General features: G+C 73.2%; 19 protein-coding genes. 8 read left to right on the top strand and 11 right to left on the bottom strand.

The window, feature by feature from the left end; genetic code table 11:
* Positions 1-9 precede the first annotated feature (9 nt).
* Positions 10-573 (bottom strand): TetR family transcriptional regulator, encoded by a 564-nt coding sequence (locus tag ACFZCP_RS34285; protein WP_391435357.1) that lies wholly within the window; start codon positions 571-573, stop codon positions 10-12.
* 323 nt (positions 574-896) lie between these two features.
* Here ACFZCP_RS34285 and ACFZCP_RS34280 point away from each other — a divergent pair, with 323 nt between their 5' ends.
* From ACFZCP_RS34280 to ACFZCP_RS34270, 3 genes are read left to right on the top strand one after another with little or no spacing between them, the layout of a single operon-like run.
* On the top strand, positions 897-1187 hold the full coding sequence (locus ACFZCP_RS34280) for an SHOCT domain-containing protein (protein ID WP_391435638.1): 291 nt from the start codon (positions 897-899) through the stop codon (positions 1185-1187).
* Positions 1184-1933: an ATP-binding cassette domain-containing protein gene (locus ACFZCP_RS34275; protein ID WP_391435353.1), complete on the top strand. Its 750-nt coding sequence runs from the start codon at positions 1184-1186 to the stop codon at positions 1931-1933. Before ACFZCP_RS34280 ends, ACFZCP_RS34275 begins: the two co-directional genes overlap by 4 nt.
* Entirely contained in the window at positions 1930-4491 is a 2562-nt protein-coding gene (locus tag ACFZCP_RS34270; RefSeq protein ID WP_391435349.1) for an FtsX-like permease family protein, read from the top strand. Before ACFZCP_RS34275 ends, ACFZCP_RS34270 begins: the two co-directional genes overlap by 4 nt.
* A gap of 83 nt (positions 4492-4574) precedes the next feature.
* On the opposite strand, the gene ACFZCP_RS34265 is transcribed toward ACFZCP_RS34270, so the two are convergent.
* Entirely contained in the window at positions 4575-5162 is a 588-nt protein-coding gene (locus ACFZCP_RS34265; RefSeq protein ID WP_391435343.1) for an ATP-binding protein, read from the bottom strand.
* A 205-nt stretch (positions 5163-5367) separates the two neighbouring features.
* Positions 5368-5691: a hypothetical protein gene (locus ACFZCP_RS34260; RefSeq protein ID WP_391435340.1), complete on the bottom strand. Its 324-nt coding sequence runs from the start codon at positions 5689-5691 to the stop codon at positions 5368-5370.
* Between the two features lie 375 nt (positions 5692-6066).
* Between ACFZCP_RS34260 and ACFZCP_RS34255 the strand changes: the two genes are divergently transcribed.
* Positions 6067-7191 (top strand): pyridoxal-phosphate dependent enzyme, encoded by a 1125-nt coding sequence (locus ACFZCP_RS34255; RefSeq protein WP_391435336.1) that lies wholly within the window; start codon positions 6067-6069, stop codon positions 7189-7191.
* A gap of 27 nt (positions 7192-7218) precedes the next feature.
* On the opposite strand, the gene ACFZCP_RS34250 is transcribed toward ACFZCP_RS34255, so the two are convergent.
* Positions 7219-7683 (bottom strand): SRPBCC family protein, encoded by a 465-nt coding sequence (locus ACFZCP_RS34250; protein ID WP_391435332.1) that lies wholly within the window; start codon positions 7681-7683, stop codon positions 7219-7221.
* Between the two features lie 71 nt (positions 7684-7754).
* Positions 7755-8585: a DeoR family transcriptional regulator gene (locus ACFZCP_RS34245; protein WP_391435329.1), complete on the bottom strand. Its 831-nt coding sequence runs from the start codon at positions 8583-8585 to the stop codon at positions 7755-7757.
* Positions 8586-8891: 306 nt separating this feature from the next.
* On the opposite strand from ACFZCP_RS34245, the gene ACFZCP_RS34240 reads away from it, so the two are divergent.
* Positions 8892-11234 carry a hypothetical protein gene (locus ACFZCP_RS34240; protein WP_391435325.1) on the top strand — a complete coding sequence of 781 codons (2343 nt, stop codon included), beginning with the start codon at positions 8892-8894 and terminating at the stop codon, positions 11232-11234.
* A 6-nt stretch (positions 11235-11240) separates the two neighbouring features.
* Here the strand turns inward: ACFZCP_RS34240 and ACFZCP_RS34235 are convergent, their stop codons facing one another.
* From ACFZCP_RS34235 to ACFZCP_RS34215, 5 genes are all read right to left on the bottom strand, one after another.
* Positions 11241-11591 carry a VOC family protein gene (locus tag ACFZCP_RS34235; protein WP_391435322.1) on the bottom strand — a complete coding sequence of 117 codons (351 nt, stop codon included), beginning with the start codon at positions 11589-11591 and terminating at the stop codon, positions 11241-11243.
* Positions 11592-11832: 241 nt separating this feature from the next.
* Positions 11833-14271, bottom strand: a complete 2439-nt coding sequence (locus tag ACFZCP_RS34230; RefSeq protein WP_391435320.1) for a right-handed parallel beta-helix repeat-containing protein — start codon at positions 14269-14271, stop codon at positions 11833-11835.
* Between the two features lie 111 nt (positions 14272-14382).
* Positions 14383-14988 (bottom strand): hypothetical protein, encoded by a 606-nt coding sequence (locus ACFZCP_RS34225; protein ID WP_391435315.1) that lies wholly within the window; start codon positions 14986-14988, stop codon positions 14383-14385.
* 180 nt (positions 14989-15168) lie between these two features.
* Positions 15169-15993, bottom strand: coding sequence for an MOSC N-terminal beta barrel domain-containing protein (locus ACFZCP_RS34220; RefSeq protein ID WP_391435312.1), 825 nt, complete (start codon positions 15991-15993; stop codon positions 15169-15171).
* 42 nt (positions 15994-16035) lie between these two features.
* A complete protein-coding gene (locus ACFZCP_RS34215; RefSeq protein ID WP_362685396.1) occupies positions 16036-16473 on the bottom strand; it encodes a DUF6643 family protein in 438 nt (145 codons plus the stop codon).
* A gap of 294 nt (positions 16474-16767) precedes the next feature.
* Between ACFZCP_RS34215 and ACFZCP_RS34210 the strand changes: the two genes are divergently transcribed.
* Positions 16768-18138: a TerD family protein gene (locus ACFZCP_RS34210; protein WP_391435307.1), complete on the top strand. Its 1371-nt coding sequence runs from the start codon at positions 16768-16770 to the stop codon at positions 18136-18138.
* A gap of 6 nt (positions 18139-18144) precedes the next feature.
* Here ACFZCP_RS34210 and ACFZCP_RS34205 read toward each other — a convergent pair whose 3' ends face one another.
* Positions 18145-19320: a glycosyltransferase gene (locus ACFZCP_RS34205; protein WP_391435304.1), complete on the bottom strand. Its 1176-nt coding sequence runs from the start codon at positions 19318-19320 to the stop codon at positions 18145-18147.
* A gap of 57 nt (positions 19321-19377) precedes the next feature.
* Between ACFZCP_RS34205 and ACFZCP_RS34200 the strand changes: the two genes are divergently transcribed.
* Both ACFZCP_RS34200 and ACFZCP_RS34195 read left to right on the top strand, forming a co-directional pair.
* Positions 19378-20163: an aspartate/glutamate racemase family protein gene (locus tag ACFZCP_RS34200; protein ID WP_391435300.1), complete on the top strand. Its 786-nt coding sequence runs from the start codon at positions 19378-19380 to the stop codon at positions 20161-20163.
* 319 nt (positions 20164-20482) lie between these two features.
* Complete coding sequence (locus ACFZCP_RS34195) at positions 20483-21028, top strand: hypothetical protein (RefSeq protein WP_391435297.1); 546 nt, start codon at positions 20483-20485, stop codon at positions 21026-21028.
* The last annotated feature ends 35 nt before the right edge of the window (positions 21029-21063 follow it).

The raw sequence follows: 21063 nt of genomic DNA, 5'->3' as shown, positions 1-21063 counted from the left end.
GGTCTCCAGTCAGGGAGTTCGGGGTGCGAGAAGGGAGAGCAGACCGCGGACGCCGGCGTCGAAGGCGGCGGGGGAGCCGGAGGCGCGCGCGAGGACGTATCCGCCCTGCACGGTCGCGACGACGGCCGCGCCGATCTCCTCGCCGTCCAGGCCGGGCGCGAACTGCCCCTGCTGCTTGCCCTCTTCGACGATCTGGGCGATCCGCCCGCGGATCCACGCGATCGTCTCGTCCACCGGCGCGCGCAGTTCGTCGCTCGCGATCACTTCCGGATCCATCGTCAGCCGGCCGACCGGGCACCCGCGCAGCACGTCGCGCTCGCGCAGCAGATACGCCTCGATGCGCTCGTACGGGGTGCCCGGCCCGTCGAGGACGCCCTCGGCGGTGGCCCGCAGTTCCTCGGCGGTCCGCCGGATCGCAGCCAGCGCCAGGTCCGGCTTGCCCTTGAAGTGGTGGTACATGCTGCCCTGGCCGGCCTCGGCGCGTTCCAGGATCGCCTTGGGGCTCGTGCCCACGTAGCCACGCTCCCACAGCAGTTCGCGGGTTGACTCGATCAGCCGTTCCGAGGTGCTCATGAGATCACTGTACATACTAGTAGTTACAGCGGCCAGTCCTTTGCGAGAAGCCGCCGGTTCTTTGGGAGAAGCCGCCGGTCCTCGGGAGGTGCAGGCAGTCCTCGGGGGAGCCGCCAGTCGTCCGCAAGAGCCCCAGCCCGCAGGGGACTCGCCGGCCCTCGGGGGAGTCGTCGGCGCCCTCGCAGGGAGCAGCCGCGCCGCCTTGCCGTACTCCCGCGGACGTACGCGTACTGCCGCCGGCCGCACGACGACCCGGACCCCCTGCCGCAGGGAGCCTCGTGGCATCACCCGAAGACCCTGCCGACACCGGAGATGAACCCGAGATGCAGACCCTGGCCAACTGGGACGGCGGACCCGGCCCATGGATCCTTTTCTTCCCGCTGATCTGGGCGGTCGTCGTGACCGGCGCCGTCACCGTCCTGCGCCGCACCCTCTGGCGCGCCCGCGGCGGCCCCTGGCCGCCCCTGGACGCCCGGCGCCCGGCGGGCGACTCGCCGCTCGCGGTTCTCGGCCGCCGCTTCGCCTCCGGCGACATCGACGAGGACGAGTACTGGCGCCGGCTCTCCGTCCTGGAGGAGCAGTTCGGCCGCGCCCGCAAGGGCGGTGCGGCATGACCACGACGACCGCACGGCGGACGGCTGCCCGCGTGGTGGGCGCGGTGAAGGTGTACGGCCGTGGAGACACCGCCGTACGCGCCCTGGACGGCGTGGACGTCGACTTCCCCGCCGGCCGCTTCACCGCGATCATGGGCCCTTCGGGCTCCGGCAAGTCCACCCTGATGCACTGCGCGGCCGGCCTCGACACGCTCACCTCGGGCGCCGCCCACATCGGCGACACCGAGCTGGGCGCGCTGGACGACCGTCGGCTGACCCTGCTGCGCCGCGACCGGATCGGCTTCGTCTTCCAGGCGTTCAACCTGGTGCCGACGCTGACCGTCGCGGAGAACATCACCCTGCCCCTCGACCTCGCCGGGCGGCGGGGCGACCGGGAGTGGATCGACGCGCTCGTCGACGCCGTCGGGCTGCGCGACCGGCTGCACCACCGGCCCTCCGAGCTGTCCGGCGGCCAGCAGCAGCGTGTTGCCGTGGCACGGGCGTTCGCCGGCCGCCCGGACGTCGTCTTCGCCGACGAGCCGACCGGCAACCTGGACTCCCGCTCCGGCGGTGAGGTCCTCGGCCTGCTCGCCCGCGCCGTACGGGAGACGGAGCGTACGGTCGTGATGGTCACCCACGACCCGGTGGCCGCCGCCCACGCCGACGAGGTGCTCTTCCTCGCCGACGGGCGCCTGGTCGACCGGATGGAGTCCCCGACCGCCGACAAGGTCCTGGACCGTATGAAGGCCTTCGAGGTGCGGTCATGAACGCGGCACTCCGGCTCGGCCTCACCTCGCTGCGCGCGCACCGGCGGCGCTTCGCGGGCACGTTCCTCGCGGTGTTCCTCGGCGTGGCCTTCCTGGCCGGCACCCTGGTCATGGGCGACACGCTGCGCGCAAGCTTCGGCAGCATGTTCGGCGAGGCCACCAGCGGCACCGACGCCGTCGTCCGCGGCGCCGACGCCATCACCGTGCCCGGCGAGGCCCAAGGCGTACGGCGGCCCGTCGACACCTCGCTGGTCGGGGTCGTCGAGCGGGTTCCCGGTGTGGCGGCCGTCGCCCCGAACATCCAGGGCGCCGGTCAGCTCGTCGGCGCGGACGGCCGACCCGTCGGCGGCCAGGGCCCGCCGACCCTGGCCGGCAACTGGATCACCGACCCGCGGCTCAACCCCTACCGGCTCGCCGAGGGCCGCGTCCCCACGCGGCCCGGCGAGGTCGTGGTCAACCGGGGGGCGGCGAAGAAGGGCGGTCTGAAGATCGGGGACACCACCACCCTGCGCACCCCCGACCCGGTCAGGGTGACGATCGTCGGCCTCGCCACCTTCGGCGGCCAGGACGGCATGGCCCAGGTGACCTTCACGGGCATGACCCGCGCCGATGCCGAGAAGTACCTCACCGCGGAGCCCGGCCGGGCGGCGAGCATCCAGGTGCGGGCCGGCCCCGGCGTGAGCCAGCGCGAACTGGTACGGAGGCTGGCCCCCGTGCTGCCCGAGGGGGTCGAGGCCATCACCGGTCAGCAGTCCGCGCAGGAGAACGACGACATGGTCTCCAGCCAGTTCCTGACCCTCTTCACCACCTTCCTCCTCGTGTTCTCCGGTGTCGCCCTGCTGGTCGCCACCTTCTCCATCCACAACACCTTCGCGATCGTCGTCGCCCAGCGCACCCGCGAGAACGCCCTGCTGCGCGCCCTGGGCGCGGCCCGCGGCCAGGTGAGGGCCGCCGCCCTCACCGAGGCCTGTGCCGTCGCCGGAGCGGCCTCGGGTGCGGGGCTCGCCGGCGGGATCGGCATCGCCGCCGGACTCCAGGCCCTGTTCCCGGCGGTCGGATTCCCCTTCCCCGACGGCGACTTGGTGATCAAGACGCTGTCGATGGCCCTGCCGCTCGCGGTGGGCGTCGTCGTCTGCCTGGCCTCGGCCCTGCTGCCCGCCGTGCGCGCCGGCCGCACCGCCCCGCTGGCCGCACTGCGCGAGACCGCCGTCGACCACTCCGGGGCCTCCCGCATCCGCGCGGCCGCCGGCACGCTCCTCGGCGCGGCGGCACTGGCCGCCGCCCTCACCGGCGTCCTGGTGACCCCCTCGGTGTGGCTCGCGGGCCTCGGCGCACTGCTCGCCCTCGCGTCCTTCGTGGTCCTCGGCCCGGTCGCCGCCACCACGGCCGTTCGCCTGCTCGGCGCACCGCTGGACCGGCTGCGCGGGGTCACCGGCGGACTCGCCCGGCGCAACGCCCTGCGCAGCCCGAAGCGGACGGCCGCCACGGCGAGCGCGCTGATGATCGGCGTGGCCGTCGTGGCGCTGTTCACCGTGTTCGGTGCGTCCCTGAAGGCCACCATGGACCGGACGGTGTCGCGGTCCTTCGCGGGTGACGTCGCGGTCAGCGCCCCGTCCTTCGGGGCGGGCGGCAGCGGCCTCAGCCCCCGCCTCGCCCCGGCCCTGGAGCGGCTGCCCGAGGTGGACACCGCGGTGGGGCTCGGCCGCGGCGTCGCCGAGGTCGACGGCAGGGGGAGGGCGCTGACCGTGACCGATCCGGCCGCGCTCGCGCGCACCTTCGACCTCGGCACGGTCACCGGCTCCCTGCGCGACCTCGGCAGCGACGGCCTCGCGCTGACCCGCGCGGAGGCCGATCGCCAGGGCCTGCACACCGGCGACACCGCGCGGCTCACCTTCACCGACGGGCGGACGGAGAGCTTCACCGTCAAGGCCGTCTACGGCCAGTCCGAACTCGCCGGGGACTACGTCATCACCCGCGCGGCCTGGGCCCCGCACCGCGCCCAGGACTCCGACCGGCTGATCGCCGTCACGTTCAAGCACGGTGTGAGCGCGGACGCGGGCAGGGCGGCGGTGCGGACGACGGCCGCCCGCTACGGAAACCCGCAGGTGCAGACCCGCGACGCGTACGCACAGTCCTCCGCGGGAGGCATCGACATGATGCTGACGCTGGTCTACGCGCTGCTCGCCCTCGCGGTCGTCATCGCCCTGCTCGGCATCGCCAACACGCTGACCCTGGCGCTGCACGAACGCACCCGGGAGCTGGGGTTGCTGCGGGCCGTCGGCCAGACCCGGGCCCAGCTGCGGGCCATGGTCCGCTGGGAGTCGGTCCTGGTCGCCGCCTTCGGCACGGCCGGCGGGCTCGGCCTCGGTGCCTTCCTCGGCTGGGTGCTGGTGCGGGCCTCCGACGGCGCGAGCGACACCGCGTTCGCCTTCGCCCTGCCCTTCGCCCGTCTTGCCGTGGTCGCCCTGGTCGGCCTCGCGGCCGGGGGCCTCGCGGGTCTGCGCCCGGCCCGGCGCGCGGCCCGCCTGGACGTCCTGCGGGCCATCGGCACGGAGTGAGGCGCCGCCGCCGTGCGACGGGGGCGGCGCGCCCCGCTCGGCGAACCCGTTCCCGGCTGACCGGGCGGCCGGTCACCGCCCGGTCAGCCGGGAACGGCCGACCGGGCGGGTACGGGCGCCACCGCGGCGGCACGGGCCGCCACGGGCCGCGGTGCGGCGGCGACGGGGGGCGGGGCCGGCTGCGCCTCGGTGATCCGGGGCACGGGCTGCTGCTCGGCCGTCCGGCGGGGGGCGCGGGCGGCCTGCCGGCGTGCCGAGGGAGGTGCGGGCAGCGTGAACCAGACGACCTTGCCGTCGTCGCCGTCCGGGCGGGCTCCCCAGCTCTCGCTCACCGCGGCCACCATCGCCAGGCCCCGTCCGCAGGTGGCCAGCGGGGCCGCCTCCGCCGGGTCCGGGGCGTCGGCGACCACCGGAAGGCGCGGATCGTGGTCGCGCACCGAGACCGTGAGGCGGTCGACGACCAGCTCCAGCTCGACGGTGCACGACTTGTCGGGCCGGGCGTGCCGGTGGACGTTGCTCAGCAACTCCGTCACACCGAGCGCGGCCCGGTCTATCAACGGGTCCATATGCCAGTAACGCAACTGCGCAGATACGATTCTGCGGACCTGGCCGATCCGCGACGGCAGGGCTTGGAGCTCCACCGTGCAGTGCCTGCTTGGGTGACTGATCACTGCTGCGACTCCCCGATGTGAGGTCCGGAGGAACCGGAAGAACACGGAGAACAACGGATCCAGCAGGGTGCTTGCGTCCAAACGTCCGCCTGCTGTCATGGCCGGCGGGCTGGTTCGCAGCGTTATCGCCGGTAAACCCAGAGTGACGTGAGAACAGCGTGACGCAGCGGATGCACTCTCGCAACTCGCCGCGACCGGGCGCAGCTCAGCCGCCGCGGCCCGCCGCCCGGCGCACCGCCTCGACGAACCGCCGTGCCGCGGGGGGCCCCGCCTCGCCAGGCGCGGGGTCGTGGTCGCCCAGCCGCAGCAGGTACCGGTTGCCGTTCAGGTCGGCCAGCGCGCGGCCGTCGGGGACGAACCAGGGCGTGGAGGCGCGGACCGCCTGCACCGGAGCGCTGTCGATCTCACTGCCGTAGCTGGTGAGCAGCTCCAGCCTGCCGTCGCTGATCCGGACCTGCCCGGCCCGGGTGAGCGAACGCAGCCGCTTTCCTATGCGCACGCCCGTGGCCGTGAACTCCGGCTCCGCCATCCCTCGCCGCCCCCTTGCGCGTCGCTCGCCGGACCTCGGCCCGCGGGGGCCGGGATCCGCCCGTGTCCGGTCGTGCCGCTGCAGGCCGTACCGGCTCTGGTGGTCCAGTGTGCGCCCCCGTTCGGGACGATCGTCCCGTGCGGTGCAGTCTGCCCCGATGCGGCCGGGAGCACCAGTACGCACGGCCCTTGTGCGCCGGGCGCCCGGAGCACTCGCGCCAATGCGCCCCCGTGCGCCCCGCACGGGTGTGCCCCAGCCCGCCTTTGGCTGGCTCAAAGATGCGTTTATGCAGGTGGGAAGCGGTGCGGAAGGTGCTTATGATCGAGGTGCCGGCCGCGCGAGGCGTCGTCGGTGCCCAGCGTAAGGAGCCCCGCCGTGAGCACCACCCCACAGACCCGGACCGGCGCCACACTCGACGTCGACCGCAGCGACGCCGCCTACCGCGACTGGCTGAAAGACGCTGTGCGCAAGGTCCAGGCCGACGCCAACCGCTCGGCGGACACCCACCTGCTGCGCTTCCCGCTGCCCGAGCACTGGCGCATCGACCTGTACCTGAAGGACGAGTCGACGCACCCCACCGGCAGCCTCAAGCACCGGCTCGCCCGCTCCCTGTTCCTCTACGGGCTGTGCAATGGCTGGATCCGCCCGGGCCGCCCGGTGATCGAGGCCTCCAGCGGTTCGACGGCCGTCTCCGAGGCCTACTTCGCCAAGCTGATCGGCGTGCCCTTCATCGCGGTCATGCCCCGCACGACCAGCGCCGAGAAGTGCCGCCTGATCGAGTTCCACGGCGGCCAGTGCCACTTCGTGGACGACTCCCGGAAGATGTACGAGGAGTCCGCCCGCCTCGCGGTGGAGACCGGCGGCCACTACATGGACCAGTTCACCTACGCCGAGCGGGCCACCGACTGGCGCGGCAACAACAACATCGCCGAATCCATCTTCCGGCAGCTGGAGTTGGAGCGGTTCCCGGAACCCGCCTGGATCGTCGCGACGGCCGGCACCGGCGGCACTTCGGCGACCCTCGCCCGCTACGTGCACTACATGCAGCACGACACCCGCATCTGTGTCGCCGACCCGGACAACTCCTGTTTCTTCGAGGGCTGGACCACCGGCGATCCGGACGTCACCTGCGACTGCGGCTCCCGTATCGAGGGCATCGGCCGGCCGCGCATGGAGCCCAGCTTCGTGCCCGGCGCGATCGACCGGATGATGAAGGTCCCGGACGCGGCCAGCGTGGCCGCCGTACGCGCCCTGGAGCAGGCCATCGGCCGCAAGGCGGGCGGTTCGACGGGCACCGGCCTGTGGAGCGCGCTGAAGATCGTCTCCGAGATGGTGGCCGAGGGCCGCACGGGCAGCGTGGTCACCCTGCTGTGCGACCCGGGGGACCGCTACCTCGACAAGTACTACTCCGACGCCTGGCTCGCCGAACAGGGCCTGGACATCGCCCCGTACACGGCGGCGATCGACTCCCTGCTGGCGACGGGCGTCTGGCCGCACTGAGCGGCCCGGCCCGGATCCACCGGCGCGCTAGCCGTGCAGGCGCCGGTCCAGTGCACCGATCGCGCGACGGACGGAGCGCCCCACGCCCGGGCGGCCCAGGCGCCACACGAGCCGGAACGCGGCCGTACCGTCGAGCGCGAAGGTCATCCGGATCCGGGTCCCGCCGCCGGCCGGGGTCAGCCGCCACTCCTCGATCCAGGCACGGGCCCCGGGGGCGTTCGTCACGTCGACGCGGTAGGCGTACACCTCGGGCGCCTTCGCCACCAGCACCGACTCCGTGAACCGGATGCCGCCTTGCAGCCGCACCTCGCGCCCGCCCTCGGTCGGCCGGGCCGACGCCACCGACGAGAACCACTGCGGCCAGCCGGGCACGTCCTCGGCGAGCGCATGGAAGACCGCGTCGGAAGCGGCGGCGACGTCGTGGGTGAAGACCAGCCGCACGGGGGCGGTCTCGGTGAAGTCGATCCCCACCGGGTGCAGGCGGTGAGCCATGGCGGCGAAACCCCCTCGTGAAGTCCCCGGGTAATGCGGGGCGTTGAGCCGTCAGCCTAACTGACGCCTCGTCAGATGTCCTCGTCCTCGTCCGGTTCGCCCGCCACCACCAGCCGATGCAGATGCTCGGCGATCTCCGACCGCGCCTCGGCCGGCAGGCCCGCGTCGGTGACCAGCGTGTCCACCTGCTCCAGAGCCGCGAACGAACTCAGGCCCACCGTCCCCCACTTGGTGTGGTCCGCGACCACCACGACCCGGCGGGCCGACTGCACCAGGCGCCGGTTGGTCTCTGCCTCCGCGAGGTTCGGTGTCGACAGGCCGGCCTCGACCGATATGCCGTGCACGCCGAGGAAGAGCAGGTCGAAGTGCAGGGCGGCGATCGCCTGGTCGGCGACCGGCCCCACCAGCGAGTCGGACGGGGTGCGCACGCCACCGGTCAGCACCACCGTGGCCGCGCCCTGCCGCTGTCCCGACGTGCGCTGCGCCGCGTGGAAGACGTCGGCGACCCGCACCGAGTTCGTCACCACGGTCAGATCGGGCACCTCCAGCAGGTGCTGCGCGAGCGCGTAGGTCGTCGTGCCGCCGGACAGGGCGATCGCCGAACCGGGCGCGACCAGCCGGGCGGCTGCCCGCGCGATGTCCTCCTTGGCGCTCAGCTCCAGACCCGACTTGGCCTCGAAGCCCGGCTCGTGCGTGCTCGCCTCGACCACCGGGACCGCACCGCCGTGCACCTTCTCCAGCACGCCCTGACGGGCCAGCGCGTCCAGGTCGCGGCGCACGGTCATGTCGGAGACGCCGAGCTTGCGGGTCAGTTCGTTGACACGAACGCCGCCCCGGCGCCGGACCTCGTCCACGATCAGGGCGCGGCGCTGCTCCGCGAGGAGGTTCTGATTCTCACTCACGTACGCTCCGGTCCTTTCGCCGCCATCCGTCCGACCATCCCGCCACACCTGCTCCGACCTGGATGTTCCATCCGGCGTCGGGGTGTGCGGGCGTCCCATCTTTTCACGGGTCGGCCCAGGTTGCGCCACTGCCCGTCACGACGCGCACATGCCATTCGTGTCGCGCCGGGCATCGGGCTTCGGCTCCCACGTCACCCGGATCGGGGAGATTCCGTGGCGAGAGGTGTGTGCCACCCCGGAAGAAGGGATCCTGGTCGACGCACGGACACAGACCTTGGAGCGCGTCACGGGGGAAGTGCGAGAACAGTGGAACGTGCACACGAACGCAGCACCGGGCGGGAGACGGACGGCCCCGCCGCGCGGCACACCCGGACGGGGACCGAGCTGGAACTCCTGGTGCACGGAGTCGGCGGCACCACACCGGAGAAGATGCTCGGCTGCCCGCGAACCGTCCGGATCACCGGCGACGACACCGCCGCGGTCTTCCGGCGTGCCGATCACACCGAGGACACCGAGCCCGCCCCGACCGACGACGGAGCCGGGGACGAGCCGGTGCAGGAGGCGTACGTCTGGTGCAACCTCACCTCCGGCGACGGCAGCCGCGCCCTGTGGCTCCTGTTACTGCCCTTCATGGTGGTCAACCTCGCCCACTGGATGCGCCCCACATCCCGAGGCCGCCGGCACACCGTCCGGCTCTACGGTCTCCTGGTGCGCCTGGCCGCACTCACCCTGACCGTCCTGCTGGTCGCAGCCGCCTGCGAGGTCGCCCTCGACCTGGTGGCCTGGCAGTGCGCCGGTGTCGCCGACTGCGCCCGGCGCCATTCCTGGCTCGGCTTCCTCTCGCCCGCCGTGTCCGGCGACGGCTGGTGGAGTCTGCCCGGCCGCCGGCTGGCACTCGCGGCCCTGGTCCCGACCGCCCTCACCGTCCTGCTCTGGTACCTATCGCACCGCACCTGGAGCGCCTACGAGTCCCATCAGCCGATGTCCCGCGACCCCGAGCCGGACACCGACGACAGCGCCCTGGCCCGCCCCGGCTTCTGGTACGGACGGCGCCTGGTGGCCCGGCTGCGCGCGGCGCACACCGCGGCGGGCCTGCTCACGGTCGCCGCGGCCGTCGCCACGCCCGCATCCCGCTTCGACCACCGCTCAGGCGGCTCCCCGACGCTGGACGCCCTCGGCCGGCTCCTGGCCGCGGCCCTGCTCGTCTGCGCCACCGTCGCCGTCGGGGTGGTCTGCCGCCGGGGCCGCTCGGAGAGCCGCCTCGACGACACCCTCGACGGCCGTCTCGTGCGCGGCCTGCCGCTCGGCGCCCTCGCTCTGCTGCTGCTCACCCTGGTGTACACGGGCTGGTCGCGGCCCGGCTGGCGGTCCGCCGGACAGCTGCCGGGCAATGCAGCCTTCGGCGGCCTCATGCTGGCCCAGGGCCTGCTCGTCCTCCTCCTCGCGGCCGTAGCCCACGACCTGTACCGCCGGCACCCCGACCCGCGCGCCGCGATGCACGGCCTCGGCGGGCCCGCGGTCACTCTGCTCGCCTGCGCGCTGGGCGGAGTCATCTCCGGCGGGGTCGCGCAGCGGGTCGCCGACTGGCTCGACGGCACCCGGGCCCTGCTGGACGGGCCGCCGGTGCTGCTCACCTGGCAGGCCTCCACCATCCCGCCCGTCCTCGTGGCGCTGCTCGCCCTCAGCGCCCTGCTGGCCCTGCGCACCGCCCGGCTCGCCCGCGCCGAACGCGACCGGGTGCGCCGGGAGCATCCCGGCGAGCCCGAGGACCCGTTCCGCACCCGCGGCATCGCCCACGCGCGGGCCATGGCCACCCTCACCGACCGGGCACCCCAGGCCGTCGCCGTGCTCGCCACGGCCACCCTGCTGCTCGGCACCGCCGCGCTCACCGGCGCCCTGGTGAGCGCAGCGACCCCGGAGGCGGCGGCCCGGCGGACGAACGACGTCGTCCGGACGGCGGCCGGGATCTCGCAGACGTTCGGCTCCTGGCTGGTGGGGTTCGGATTCCTGCTGCTGGTCACCTGGGGCCGGCGCGCCTACAAGGACGCCTCCGCCCGGCGCACCATCGGCATCCTGTGGGACGTCGGCACCTTCTGGCCGCGCGCCGCCCATCCCTTCGCCCCGCCCTGCTACGCCGAGCGCGCGGTGCCGGACCTGACCTGGCGGGCGGCGACCTGGACCCGGAGCACCGGAGGCCGCCTGGTCCTCTCCGGCCACTCCCAGGGCAGCGTCCTGGCCGCGGCCGCGGCCTGGCAACTGACCCCGTCCATGCGCGGACGGGTCGCCCTGCTCACGTACGGCTCTCCCCTGGAGAGGCTGTACGGCCGCTGGTTCCCCGCCCACTTCGGGCCCCACGCGCTGATCGCCCTGCACCGTGACGTCGCCTGCTGGCGCAACCTCCACCGCCGCACCGACCCCATCGGCGGCCCTGTCCGTCTGCCCGGCAACTGCGGCCCGGACGTGGACCCCGAGCCCCTGAGGGACCCGCTGGCCTACGGCCGTACGCCCGAACACCCCCTCCCGGCCCCGATCCTCGCCCACTCCGACTACCAGGCGGACCCGGCCTTCGCGCGGGAGAGAGCCCATCTGCTGGCCCGCCTGCACGCGGAGGTTCCGGGGCAGCGTCCGCACCCCGGGAGGCCGGTGTGAGGCGGCCTACACCGTGTGCTCGACGTACTCCAGCACGACACCGCCGGGATGCCGCACGGTGGCGTTGCGGCCGGTGGGCACCTCGTTCGGGCCGTCGATGATCTCCCCGCCGTGTTCCTCCACGATCGCGTGGAGGCCGTCCAGGTCGTCGACCCGCACGGTGCTCTGGACGTTCCGGAACGGGGCGAGGGCCTGCTCGTCGCCCGCGACGAGCAGGAAGCCGCCTATCCCCGCCACCTCCACGCCCGCATGGGGGAACCGCATGCGGACGTCCTCACCGGTGAGGGCGCGCAGCGCCGGCAGCGCCGCATCGAGGTCCTCCACGTACAGCCGGGCGAGCGTCGTCAGTACCTTCATCGCGAGATCTCCAGGAGTCGGGTCGTCATCTGCCGTCGGAAGCCGTGGGTGAGCCGTGGGGTGGGCCGTGAGGTGGGCCGTGGCATGAGCCGTGGGGGTGGCTTCCGGGAAGTGTGGGCAGGCCGTCGGCCGGCCTTTGGGGAGTGGAGGGAAAGCCGCCGGAAAGCTGGGGGAACACGGCCGGGAAGCCGGAGGAGGGCTACCGACGAGAACCGCCGGGCGGAAAGGGGCCCGGCGGCGCTCAGGGCAGTTCCGGCAGGTCCTGTGCGTACAGCAGCGTCAGGTCGTCGGTGGTCGGGTCCTCCACCTGGGCGACACGGCTCGCATGCCGTTCCACCATGGCCTCGAAAGTCTGGCGTGCCGTACGGCCGTTGCCGAACGCGGGGCCCTTCGGGATCACCGTGAAGTACTTCAGCAGCGCCTCCGAGGTGCCCGGCGCCAGCCGGTACTCGTGCTCGTCCGCCTGCTGCTCCACGATCCGGAGCAGTTCCTCGGGGCCGTAGTCGCTGAAGGTGATCGTCCGTGAGAAGCGGGAGGCCACACCCGGGTTGACCGACAGGAAGCGCTCCATCTCGGCCGTGTAGCCGGCGACGATCACCACCACCGCGTCCCGGTGGTCCTCCATCAGCTTCACCAGCGTGTCGATGGCCTCCTTGCCGAAGTCCCGACCGGCATCCTCAGGAGAGAGCGCGTACGCCTCGTCGATGAACAGCACACCGCCGCGCGCCCGTTCGAAGGCCTCCTGGGTACGGATCGCGGTGGAGCCGATGTGCTCGCCGACCAGGTCGACGCGGGAGACCTCGACCAGGTGGCCCTTCTCCAGCACCCCGAGGGAAGCGAGGATCTCGCCGTACAGCCGGGCGACCGTCGTCTTGCCCGTGCCGGGGGAGCCGGTGAAGACCAGATGCCGCTTGACCGAGGCCGCCTTCAGGCCTGCCTGCTGCCGACGCCGGCCCACCTCGATCATGTCGGTCAGCGCCCGCACCTCACGCTTGACGCTCTCCAGGCCCACCAGCGCGTCCAGTTCGCCGAGCACGGCCTTGGACGTGCGGGTCGGCTTCTCCGGCTCCGACGCCGCGACGAGCGGTTCCTGCTCCGTGACGCGCTGTCCGGGGATCGCGCCGAGCAGTCCGGGAGAGGCGGAGGTGGTCTGCACGGCCGGCTCGTGGACCGCCGACGTGCGCAGACTGCCGCTCTCGTCGCTGGTGCACTCCTCCACGACCGGTCCCGTCCCGCTCCCCGCGTCCGGACCGGCGTCGGCGAACTCGTAGCCCCCGCGCGCGCACCGCTCCGTACGGCACTTCCGCAGTGTCGTACGGCAGCCGTCGATCACATGGAAGCCGTAGCCCGCGCTGCCGGACACGCGGCAGTCCAGGAAGCTGCCCCGGCCGCCCGCGGACACGTAGAAGCCCGCCTCGGCGGGGGAGTCGACCGTGCACCGCTCGATGGTCGGGTCGGCTCCCTTGGTGACGATCACACCGGTCTGGGTGCCGTCCAGGGTGCAGTTGTTGAGGGTGCCGCCGCTGCCGTGGTCGCGGAACCAGGCACCGGTGGCCGCCTCCCGGATCCGGCAGTCGTCGAGCTGCGCGGTCGCGCCGTCGCTCACCGACACCGCCGTGTTGCGCACCTGGGAGAGGTCGCTGTCCACCACGTCCGCGCGCGAGCCGCGGTCCAGGACGAACAACGCGTCCGGCACGTCGTGCACCCGGCACGAGTCCAGGACCACGGTGGCGCCGTCGCTCACCCACACCGCCGGGTAGTCGCCGGTGCTGTCGAAGATCTCGCACTGGTTCGCGTCCACCCGGGTGCCCGGGTCCCACACCGACAGGCCGTTGCGTCCGAACTGACGGACCGTCGTCCGCGTCAGGGTGAGGACGGAGCGGGAGCGCAGGTCGACCGCGTTCTCCGGGATGTCGTGGATGCGGCAGTCGGCGAGCGTGAGCACCGCGTCCGTGTCGAGCGTGACGCCGTCGGCGGTGGTGCGGTGCACATCGCAGTCGATCAGGTGCGCGGTGGCCCGCTGGGTGACCTGCACCCCGGAGCCCCGCACCTCGTACACCTCGCAACCGAACGCCTCCAGCGAGGAGTTCTCCCCGGTCGCGGTCAGTCCGGTGCCGGAGGCGTGGTGGACCCGGCACCGCTCCAGGCGGGGACGGCCGCCGCCGCGGACCGCCACGCCCGCCTGGCCGGCCGCGACGACCTCGCACTCCTCGAACACCCCGCCACCCCCGTCGAGGACGGCGATGCCGATACCGGCCGGGTTGTCGACGGTGCAGCGCCGCACGGTCGGGCGGGCCCCGCCGCGCACCTCGATGCCCGCGGCGGACCGCGTGACGATCCGCACGTCCATCAGCTCGGGCGTGCCCTCTTCGACCAGCAGTGCGGGAGCTGCCGCGTCCTGGCCCTCCACATGCAGGTCCTGCACCACGGCCGAGGCTCGCACGGTCAGCGGCACCCCGTCCGGGGGCGCGATCCGCACCGAACCCGGGGAGCCCTCGGGCCCACGCAGCGTCACCGACCGCTGGACGACGAGGTTCTCCCGGTAGGTGCCGGGGGCGATGGTGAGGACGTCGCCGTCGGCGGCGGCCTCCAGGGCGGCGGCGAGCGAGGCGTACTCACCCGTGCGGCGCCGCCACCGCGATGTACCGGTGTGCGTCACCTGGACCGTGCCCTGTGCCATGGCGTTGCTGTGCCCCCACCTCGTGGTACGCGGGTTTTGATGCCGAATGCGAGTCGGCCGGTCCACCGTAGCGTGCGCGCGGGTGGTGGGTTGACCAGAGCCGGAAGGCCGTCAGATACCGGTGCCCGCCTTGCCCCAGTCCGGGCCCGCGCGGTCCCAGGCCTGGTCCCAGAGCGCGTACCGGCGGCGGACCATGCGCCACACGATCAGGCGTCGGCCGCTGTCGACCAGGCCCGCCGTCAACAGGGCCGCGCCGAACCCGGCGAGCACCGCGTGCGTGGTCGCCGTGGGGGCGTCCAGCGGGCGGGTCGTTATTCGGCCGTGCGGATCCGTCCAGAGCCTGAAGCGGTCGCCCGGGTGCGGGGACTTGAGGTCCGCCAGGGCCGGTCCGTGCTGCCGCGTGCCGTCCGGCGCCGGCCAGTCGGCGAGCACCCGGCTGCGGGTTTCGTGCCCGGCGCTGGTGTCGGGGTCGGTCTCCGGCGGGACGCCGCCCAGGCTGCGGACCACGGTGGCCATGACGAGATGGCGGGAGTGCTGCTGCTCCCGGACGGACCGCTGCAGGGAATCCTGGGCGGTGAAGCCGACCAGGGAGCCGATCACGGGCGCGACCACGGCGATCAGCACCAGTGTCACGAGGGCCACCCACGCCTCGGCAAGGTCGGTCGCGCGGCACAGCGGATTGTGCCGCCAGCGCCACAGGCCATGGATTGCGCGCACGTCCCCCACCCCCTTCCGCTCCGTGATAACCCGCGGCGGAGTCGCTCGCCCCCGGCCCCGGCCAAGAGAGAGCGAGATCACTCCCGCCGGGCTTCTCACGCAATTCTCATGCCGCTTCAACGAGCGGGACCCGCCCCGGGGTTCCCCGCCCACGGGGTCGTTCCGGACGGCGGTCGCGCGCTACGCGAGCACGCGAACGGGGTCGCCGACCCGGATGATCCCGGACGACACAGGCACGAGGTTCTGGCCGAAGAGCAGCCTGCCGTCGATCTTGCGGTGCCGTGCCAGCGTGCGCAGGGGTTCGCGTCCCCGTACCCCCGAGTCCTGGTCGACGGTGGTCACGATGCACCGCCCGGACGCCTTGGCGACCCGGAACTCGACCTCGCCGACGGCGATCCGCGACCAGTGGTCCTCGGCCCAGGCCTCGGTGCCCGCCACGACCACGTTCGGCCGGAAGCGGTTCATGGGCAGCGGACCCTCTGCGGCGTGGTCGCCCTCGGCCATGAGGGAGTTCAGTGCGTCGAGGGACGCGACGGTGGTGACCAGCAGGGGGTAGCCGTCGGCGAAGCTCACGGTCTCGCCCGGCAGTGCGTACTCGGGGTCGACCGGGCGGCGCGTGGCCGGATCGTCCATGTGGACCAGGCGGACCTCGGCGCCCAGGCAGGACGTGCACCAGTCATGGGCCGCGTCGGACGCCGGGACCGCCTCCACCTTCGTGCCGAAGACGCTCGCCGGCACCGTCGCCACCGGCTCAGGGACGTCCACCGTCAGGGGATCGAGCCCCGGCGCGGACAGACGGACACCGCCGCCGGGCATCGGCTCGGCGGCGGCCAGCGCGAGACGCGGCTGCTCGCGCTGCGTGACGATCTTCCCCCCGTCGTCGATCACCACCCAGCGCCGGTCTCCGGCCAGGCCCCAGGGCTCGACCGTGGCCTGCCGGGGCGCAATGCCCCGGAACGCCTTGACCGGGTAGACGTGAATCGACTGCAGATCTGCGTTCCCCATGTCGCCATGGTGCCAGCCGGCACCGACATGGGGGCGCACCGGTCAGTAGCCGCGGTACTGCTGGTTGTTGTACGGATCCTGGTAGGGAGCCGGCGCGGGCCGCGGCGCGGCGGGGCGCATGGCCTCGTACCCCGTACCGGCCGCCATCGGGCGCGGCTGCTGCGGGGCGTGCGGGCCGGGATAGCCGCGCGGTGCGCTCGCCTGCTGCGGGATGTACGCCGTGGGCGCCTGCTGCAGCGGCGCGGGCTGCTGGGCCTGCGGATAGCCGTAGGCGGGGACCTGCGGGGACGGAGCCGCAGGGAGGGCGGGCAGCGCCGAGGGCAGCGCGGGCAGGTTGCTGCCCATGTCGTACGCGGCGGGGACCCGGATCGGGGCGATCTGCGGGGTGCCCCGTTCGGCCACGAGCGAGTCGTAGATCGGGGTGTCCGGGAAGGAGGCGGAGTAGTAGCCGCCGCCATAGGTGGAGCGGGGGGAGGTCATGGCACATAAGTTAAGCCCACGATGTGCTGGTTGGGGAGACCGATAAGAGGGTTGTTTTCCGTGTCCGCAGTGACTCGGGATCCCCAATCCGAGCGAACTTGGCAAAAGTGGACGCGATACGACGTTTGAATCGTGTAAAGGCCGAGTTCCTGGGGGGTTACCGGCCGTTGACCGGCAGGGTTCCCGGGCCGCCCGTGGGAGTTCGCCGCCCTCGGGAATAGGTTGGGCGGGTAGGGATGATCAGGGAGCCCGGGACGTCCGGGCTGTCGACGCGTTTTGGGGGCGTACATGTCAATGCCGAAAGGATCGAATGCGCCGGTGCCGGCCACGGCCCTGCGCGTCGAATTGGGCTGGCGCTCCGGACCCGGCGTGCCCGACGCCGACGCCTCGGCGCTGCTCCTGGCGTCCGGAAGGGTCCGCTCCGACGGGGACTTCGTCTTCTACAACCAGCCCGCGCACGCCTCCGGAGCAGTCCGTCACGAGGGCAAGCGGAGCGCCGGGGAGCGTGTCACCGACACCCTGTTCGTGGACCTCGCGCGCGTGGAGAGCGGGATCGAGCGGATCGTCCTGGCGGCCTCCGCGGACGGCGGGACGTTCGGGCAGGTCCCGGACCTCTACATCGAGGTGACCGACGCCGGTGCGGGTGGTCGCGTGGTCGCCCGCTTCGACAGTCCCGGCGCGAGCGTGGAGACGGCCTTCGTGCTCGGCGAGTTCTACCGCCGCCAGGGCGGCTGGAAGTTCCGCGCCGTCGGCCAGGGCTACAGCAGTGGACTCGAAGGCCTGGCGACCGACTTCGGCATCACCGTCGACGAACCGCAGCACGCCGCGCCGCCCGGCCCGCCCGCGACGGCCCCTTCCGTCCCCCCTGCCGCGCCACCGGTCCACCCTGCCGTGACCATGCCGCCGCCGGGCGCCCCTCCCGCCCCCGCCGCCGCGTCACCCCTCCAGCCTGTCGCGAACATGCCGCCGCCGACCACCGCTCCCGTCCCGCTGCCCCCGCCCCCGTCGGCCACTCCGGCCACTCCGGCCGCACCGGTCCGCCTGTCCAAGATCACCCTCACCAAGGCCGCCCCGTCCGTCTCCCTGGCCAAACAGGGCGGCACCTCCGGTGCCATGCGGGTCAACCTCAACTGGCAGGTGCGCAAACAGTTCCCGGGATGGGGCGGCCGGTGGGGCGGCGGGCAGGGAGACATCGACCTCGACCTGTGCGCGCTGTACGAACTCGCCGACGGCCGCAAGGGCGTCGTACAGGCACTCGGCAACGCCTTCGGGTCCCTGCACCGCCCGCCGTACATCCACCTCGACGGCGACGACCGCACCGGCGCCGTGGCGAGCGGTGAGAATCTCACCGTCAACCTCGATCACAAACAGGACTTCCGGCGCATTCTCGTCTTCGTCACCATCTACGAGGGCGCCGCCTCCTTCGCCGACCTGCACGCCACGGTCACCCTCCAGCCCCAGCACGGCGCCCCGGTCGACTTCTCGCTGGACGAGTGCACGGTCCCCTCCACGGTGTGCGCTCTCGCCCTGATCACCCGCTCGGACGGCGACCTCGTCGTCCGGCGCGAGGCGCGCTACCTGGTACCGGAGCGCGGGGTGAGCCCGCAGCGGACCATAGACCGTGCCTACGGATGGGGCATGAACTGGACACCCGGCCGCAAATGACCCCGGTCAGCCCTCGTCGGGGACGGCATCCGGGCGCGCATACGTGCGGCCCTTCCAGGAAGCGCCGCGCCCCCGGTAGTGCTGCACCGCGGAGTCGACCGTCATCAGGAGGTACAGGAACGCCGTGAACGGCAGCAGCGGCGCGAGCCACACCGGCTGCCCGTAGTAACGGAGCATCGGCAGGTACGTCCCCGCCATCAACGCCCACGCCGCCGCGCCCGCCACCACCGTGGCCGTGCTGCCGCTGACCGCGCCTGTCACCACGGTCACGGGCGGCACCAGATAGACGAGGGCGAGCCCGGCGACCGTGCCGAGCAGCAGCAGCGGGTTGTGCCGCAGCTGGGCGTACGCGCTGCGCGCGACCATCCGCCACAGGTCGTGCAGCCGCGGATAGGGACGGACGCTGTCCACCCGGTCGGCCAGCCCCAGCCAGACCCGACCGCCGGCCCGCTTCACCGCGCGCGCGAGCGCGACGTCGTCGATCACGGCATGCCGGATCGCGTCCGGGACGCGTGCCCTCTCGGCCATGTCCGCGCCCAGCAGGACGCAGCCGCCGGCCGCCGCCGCGGTCCGCGACCGCTTCCGGCCGATCCGGCGGAAGGGATACAGCTGCGCGAAGAAGTAGACGAACGCCGGGACCACGAGCCGCTCCCACAGGCTCTCGACCCGCAGCCGCGCCATCTGCGACACCACGTCGAAGCCCCCGCTGGTGGCGGCCGCCACCAGCTCCCGCAGGCTGTCCGGCGCGTGCGCGATGTCCGCGTCCGTCAGGAGCAGGTATGCGGGCTCACGCGCGCGTGCCAGGCCGATACCGTGCCGCACCGCCCACAGCTTGCCCGTCCAGCCCGCGGGCGGTTCGCCGGGGGAGTCCACCGTGAGCGGCAGCCCGCCGTGCCGCCGGGACAGTTCACGGGCCAGCTCCCCGGTGCCGTCCGTACTCCCGTCGTCCACCAGGAACACTTCCGCGTGTCCCGGATAGTCCTGCGCGAGCAGCGACGGCAGGCTCGCGGGCAGCACGGCCGCCTCGTCACGGGCCGGGACCACGACGCACACCGACGGCCAGCGACCGGGATCCCGGCGCGGGGGCAGCCGGACGTCCGTGCGCCAGAAGAAGCCCTGGCACAGCAGCAGCCAGCACCAGGAGGCGAGGGATACGACGGTGGTCCACACGATCGCGCTCACGGGCGCAGTCTGCCCCACCCCACAGGCCCGCAAGGGTCCATCGTCTATCGTGGCCGGGTGAAGATCGCGCTCATGGACTCCGGAATCGGCCTCCTCCCCGCAGCCGCCGCGGTACGCCGGCTGCGGCCCGACGCCGATCTCGTGCTCTCGTGGGACCCGGACGGGATGCCGTGGGGACCGCGCACCCCCGAGGACATCACCGAGCGTGCCCTGGCGGTTGCCGAAGCGGCCGCCGCCCACGGCCCCGACGTCCTGATCGTCGCCTGCAACACCGCGTCCGTGCACTCCCTGCCCGTGATGCGGGCCCGTTTCGAGCCGGACCTGCCGATCATCGGGACCGTACCGGCGATCAAGCCGGCGGCTGCGGGCGGCGGCCACGTGGCGATCTGGGCGACCCCGGCCACCACGGGCAGCGCGTACCAGCGCGGTCTGATCGAACAGTTCGCCGACGGCGTGACCGTCACCGAGGTGCCGTGTCCCGGGCTCGCGGACGCGGTGCACCACGCGGACGACGCCGCGGTCGACGCCGCGATCGCAGCGGCTGCCGCTCGCACTCCGGACGACGTGACCACCGTCGTCCTCGGCTGCACCAACTACGAACTGGTCGCCGAGCGCATCCGCGCGGCCGTCCAGCGGCCGGGCCGTCCGCCGCTCATGCTCCACGGCTCCGCCGGGGCGGTGGCTGCTCAGGCACTGCGCCGGATCGGTGCCGGACCGTCGCCGGAGGCCGTCACCGAGACCGCCCTCACCGTGCTGCTCAGCGGACGAGAGGCGCTCCTCCCGGCCACGGCCCTGGCCTACGACGAGGGCCGCTTCCTCCAGGCGGTCAGCCCGGTCCGCTGACCCCACGGTCACGAAGGTGAGCGGCCGGGCGTGACGAACGCGAGCGGCCCGGCGTGACAAGGGCGAGCGGCTCGGCGTGACGAACCTGAGCGGTCCGACGTGACGAACCTGAGCGGTCCGCGGCAGCGCACATGCGCCGAGCGTCGCGAACGTGAGCGACCCCGGCGGTGGCGCACATCAGCGCACATCAGTCGAGTGTCACGAACGTGCGGGATCCGGCGGTCACGCACGGGAGCCGAGTGTCCGGGCTGCTCCGCCCGGAGCAGTCACCCTCCGCGAGCGGGTACCCGCGCAGCGAAACCTGAGTAACCTCGTAAACATGAGGGAGCACCGTCGCGCCGAGGACGCCTCGCACCCCGACGTCTGGACCGGCCGCGCCACCAACCGGATCCAGTGGTTGCTGGCGCTGGTCGGCGCCGCCTGCATGGCGCTCGGCATCGAGCTGGCCGTGGAGTCGGCCTGGACCTCCGGAATCGCCGCGCTCGCCATGTCCGTCGTGGGCTGCATCGCGGCCGGTCTGCTGGTGCTCTTCGGCACCCTTGCCTTCGTCCACGTCGACCTCAAGCTCGACAGGGAGTCCCTGGAGGTGCGCTGCGGCCACATCGGCGTACCGCGCCGCCGCATCCCGCTCTCCGAGGTCGCCGGCGCCGACTTCGCCCCGCACGTCACTCCGTGTCACTGGGGCGGCTGGGGCTACCGCTGGCGCCCCGAGAAGGGCACCGCGGTCGTCGTACGCCGCGGCGAGGGCATCGTGCTGCGCCTGTGGGACGGCCACACCTTCACGATCACCGTGGACAACGCCGAGTCGGCGGTCCTGGCGATCAGGTCCCGGCTGGGGACGACCACACCGGGCACGACCCGCTGAGCACGCGTACTCCGGCCGTCCGGCCTCCGGCCGTA

The sequence above is a fragment of the Streptomyces sp. NPDC007971 genome (assembly GCF_042958635.1).
Taxonomy (GTDB): Bacteria; Actinomycetota; Actinomycetes; order Streptomycetales; family Streptomycetaceae; genus Streptomyces.
The sequence above is the reverse complement of the archived record's forward strand: the minus strand, read 5'-3'. Positions and strand labels throughout refer to the sequence as shown.

Coding starts and splice junctions, on each gene's coding strand:
- ACFZCP_RS34285 (WP_391435357.1), bottom strand. CDS start 573: ATGAGCACCTCGGAACGGCTGATCGAGTCAACCCGCGAACTGCTGTGG.
- ACFZCP_RS34280 (WP_391435638.1), top strand. CDS start 897: ATGCAGACCCTGGCCAACTGGGACGGCGGACCCGGCCCATGGATCCTT.
- ACFZCP_RS34275 (WP_391435353.1), top strand. CDS start 1,184: ATGACCACGACGACCGCACGGCGGACGGCTGCCCGCGTGGTGGGCGCG.
- ACFZCP_RS34270 (WP_391435349.1), top strand. CDS start 1,930: ATGAACGCGGCACTCCGGCTCGGCCTCACCTCGCTGCGCGCGCACCGG.
- ACFZCP_RS34260 (WP_391435340.1), bottom strand. CDS start 5,691: ATGGCGGAGCCGGAGTTCACGGCCACGGGCGTGCGCATAGGAAAGCGG.
- ACFZCP_RS34250 (WP_391435332.1), bottom strand. CDS start 7,683: ATGGCTCACCGCCTGCACCCGGTGGGGATCGACTTCACCGAGACCGCC.
- ACFZCP_RS34235 (WP_391435322.1), bottom strand. CDS start 11,591: ATGAAGGTACTGACGACGCTCGCCCGGCTGTACGTGGAGGACCTCGAT.
- ACFZCP_RS34230 (WP_391435320.1), bottom strand. CDS start 14,271: ATGGCACAGGGCACGGTCCAGGTGACGCACACCGGTACATCGCGGTGG.
- ACFZCP_RS34220 (WP_391435312.1), bottom strand. CDS start 15,993: ATGGGGAACGCAGATCTGCAGTCGATTCACGTCTACCCGGTCAAGGCG.
- ACFZCP_RS34215 (WP_362685396.1), bottom strand. CDS start 16,473: ATGACCTCCCCCCGCTCCACCTATGGCGGCGGCTACTACTCCGCCTCC.
- ACFZCP_RS34210 (WP_391435307.1), top strand. CDS start 16,768: ATGCCGAAAGGATCGAATGCGCCGGTGCCGGCCACGGCCCTGCGCGTC.
- ACFZCP_RS34195 (WP_391435297.1), top strand. CDS start 20,483: ATGAGGGAGCACCGTCGCGCCGAGGACGCCTCGCACCCCGACGTCTGG.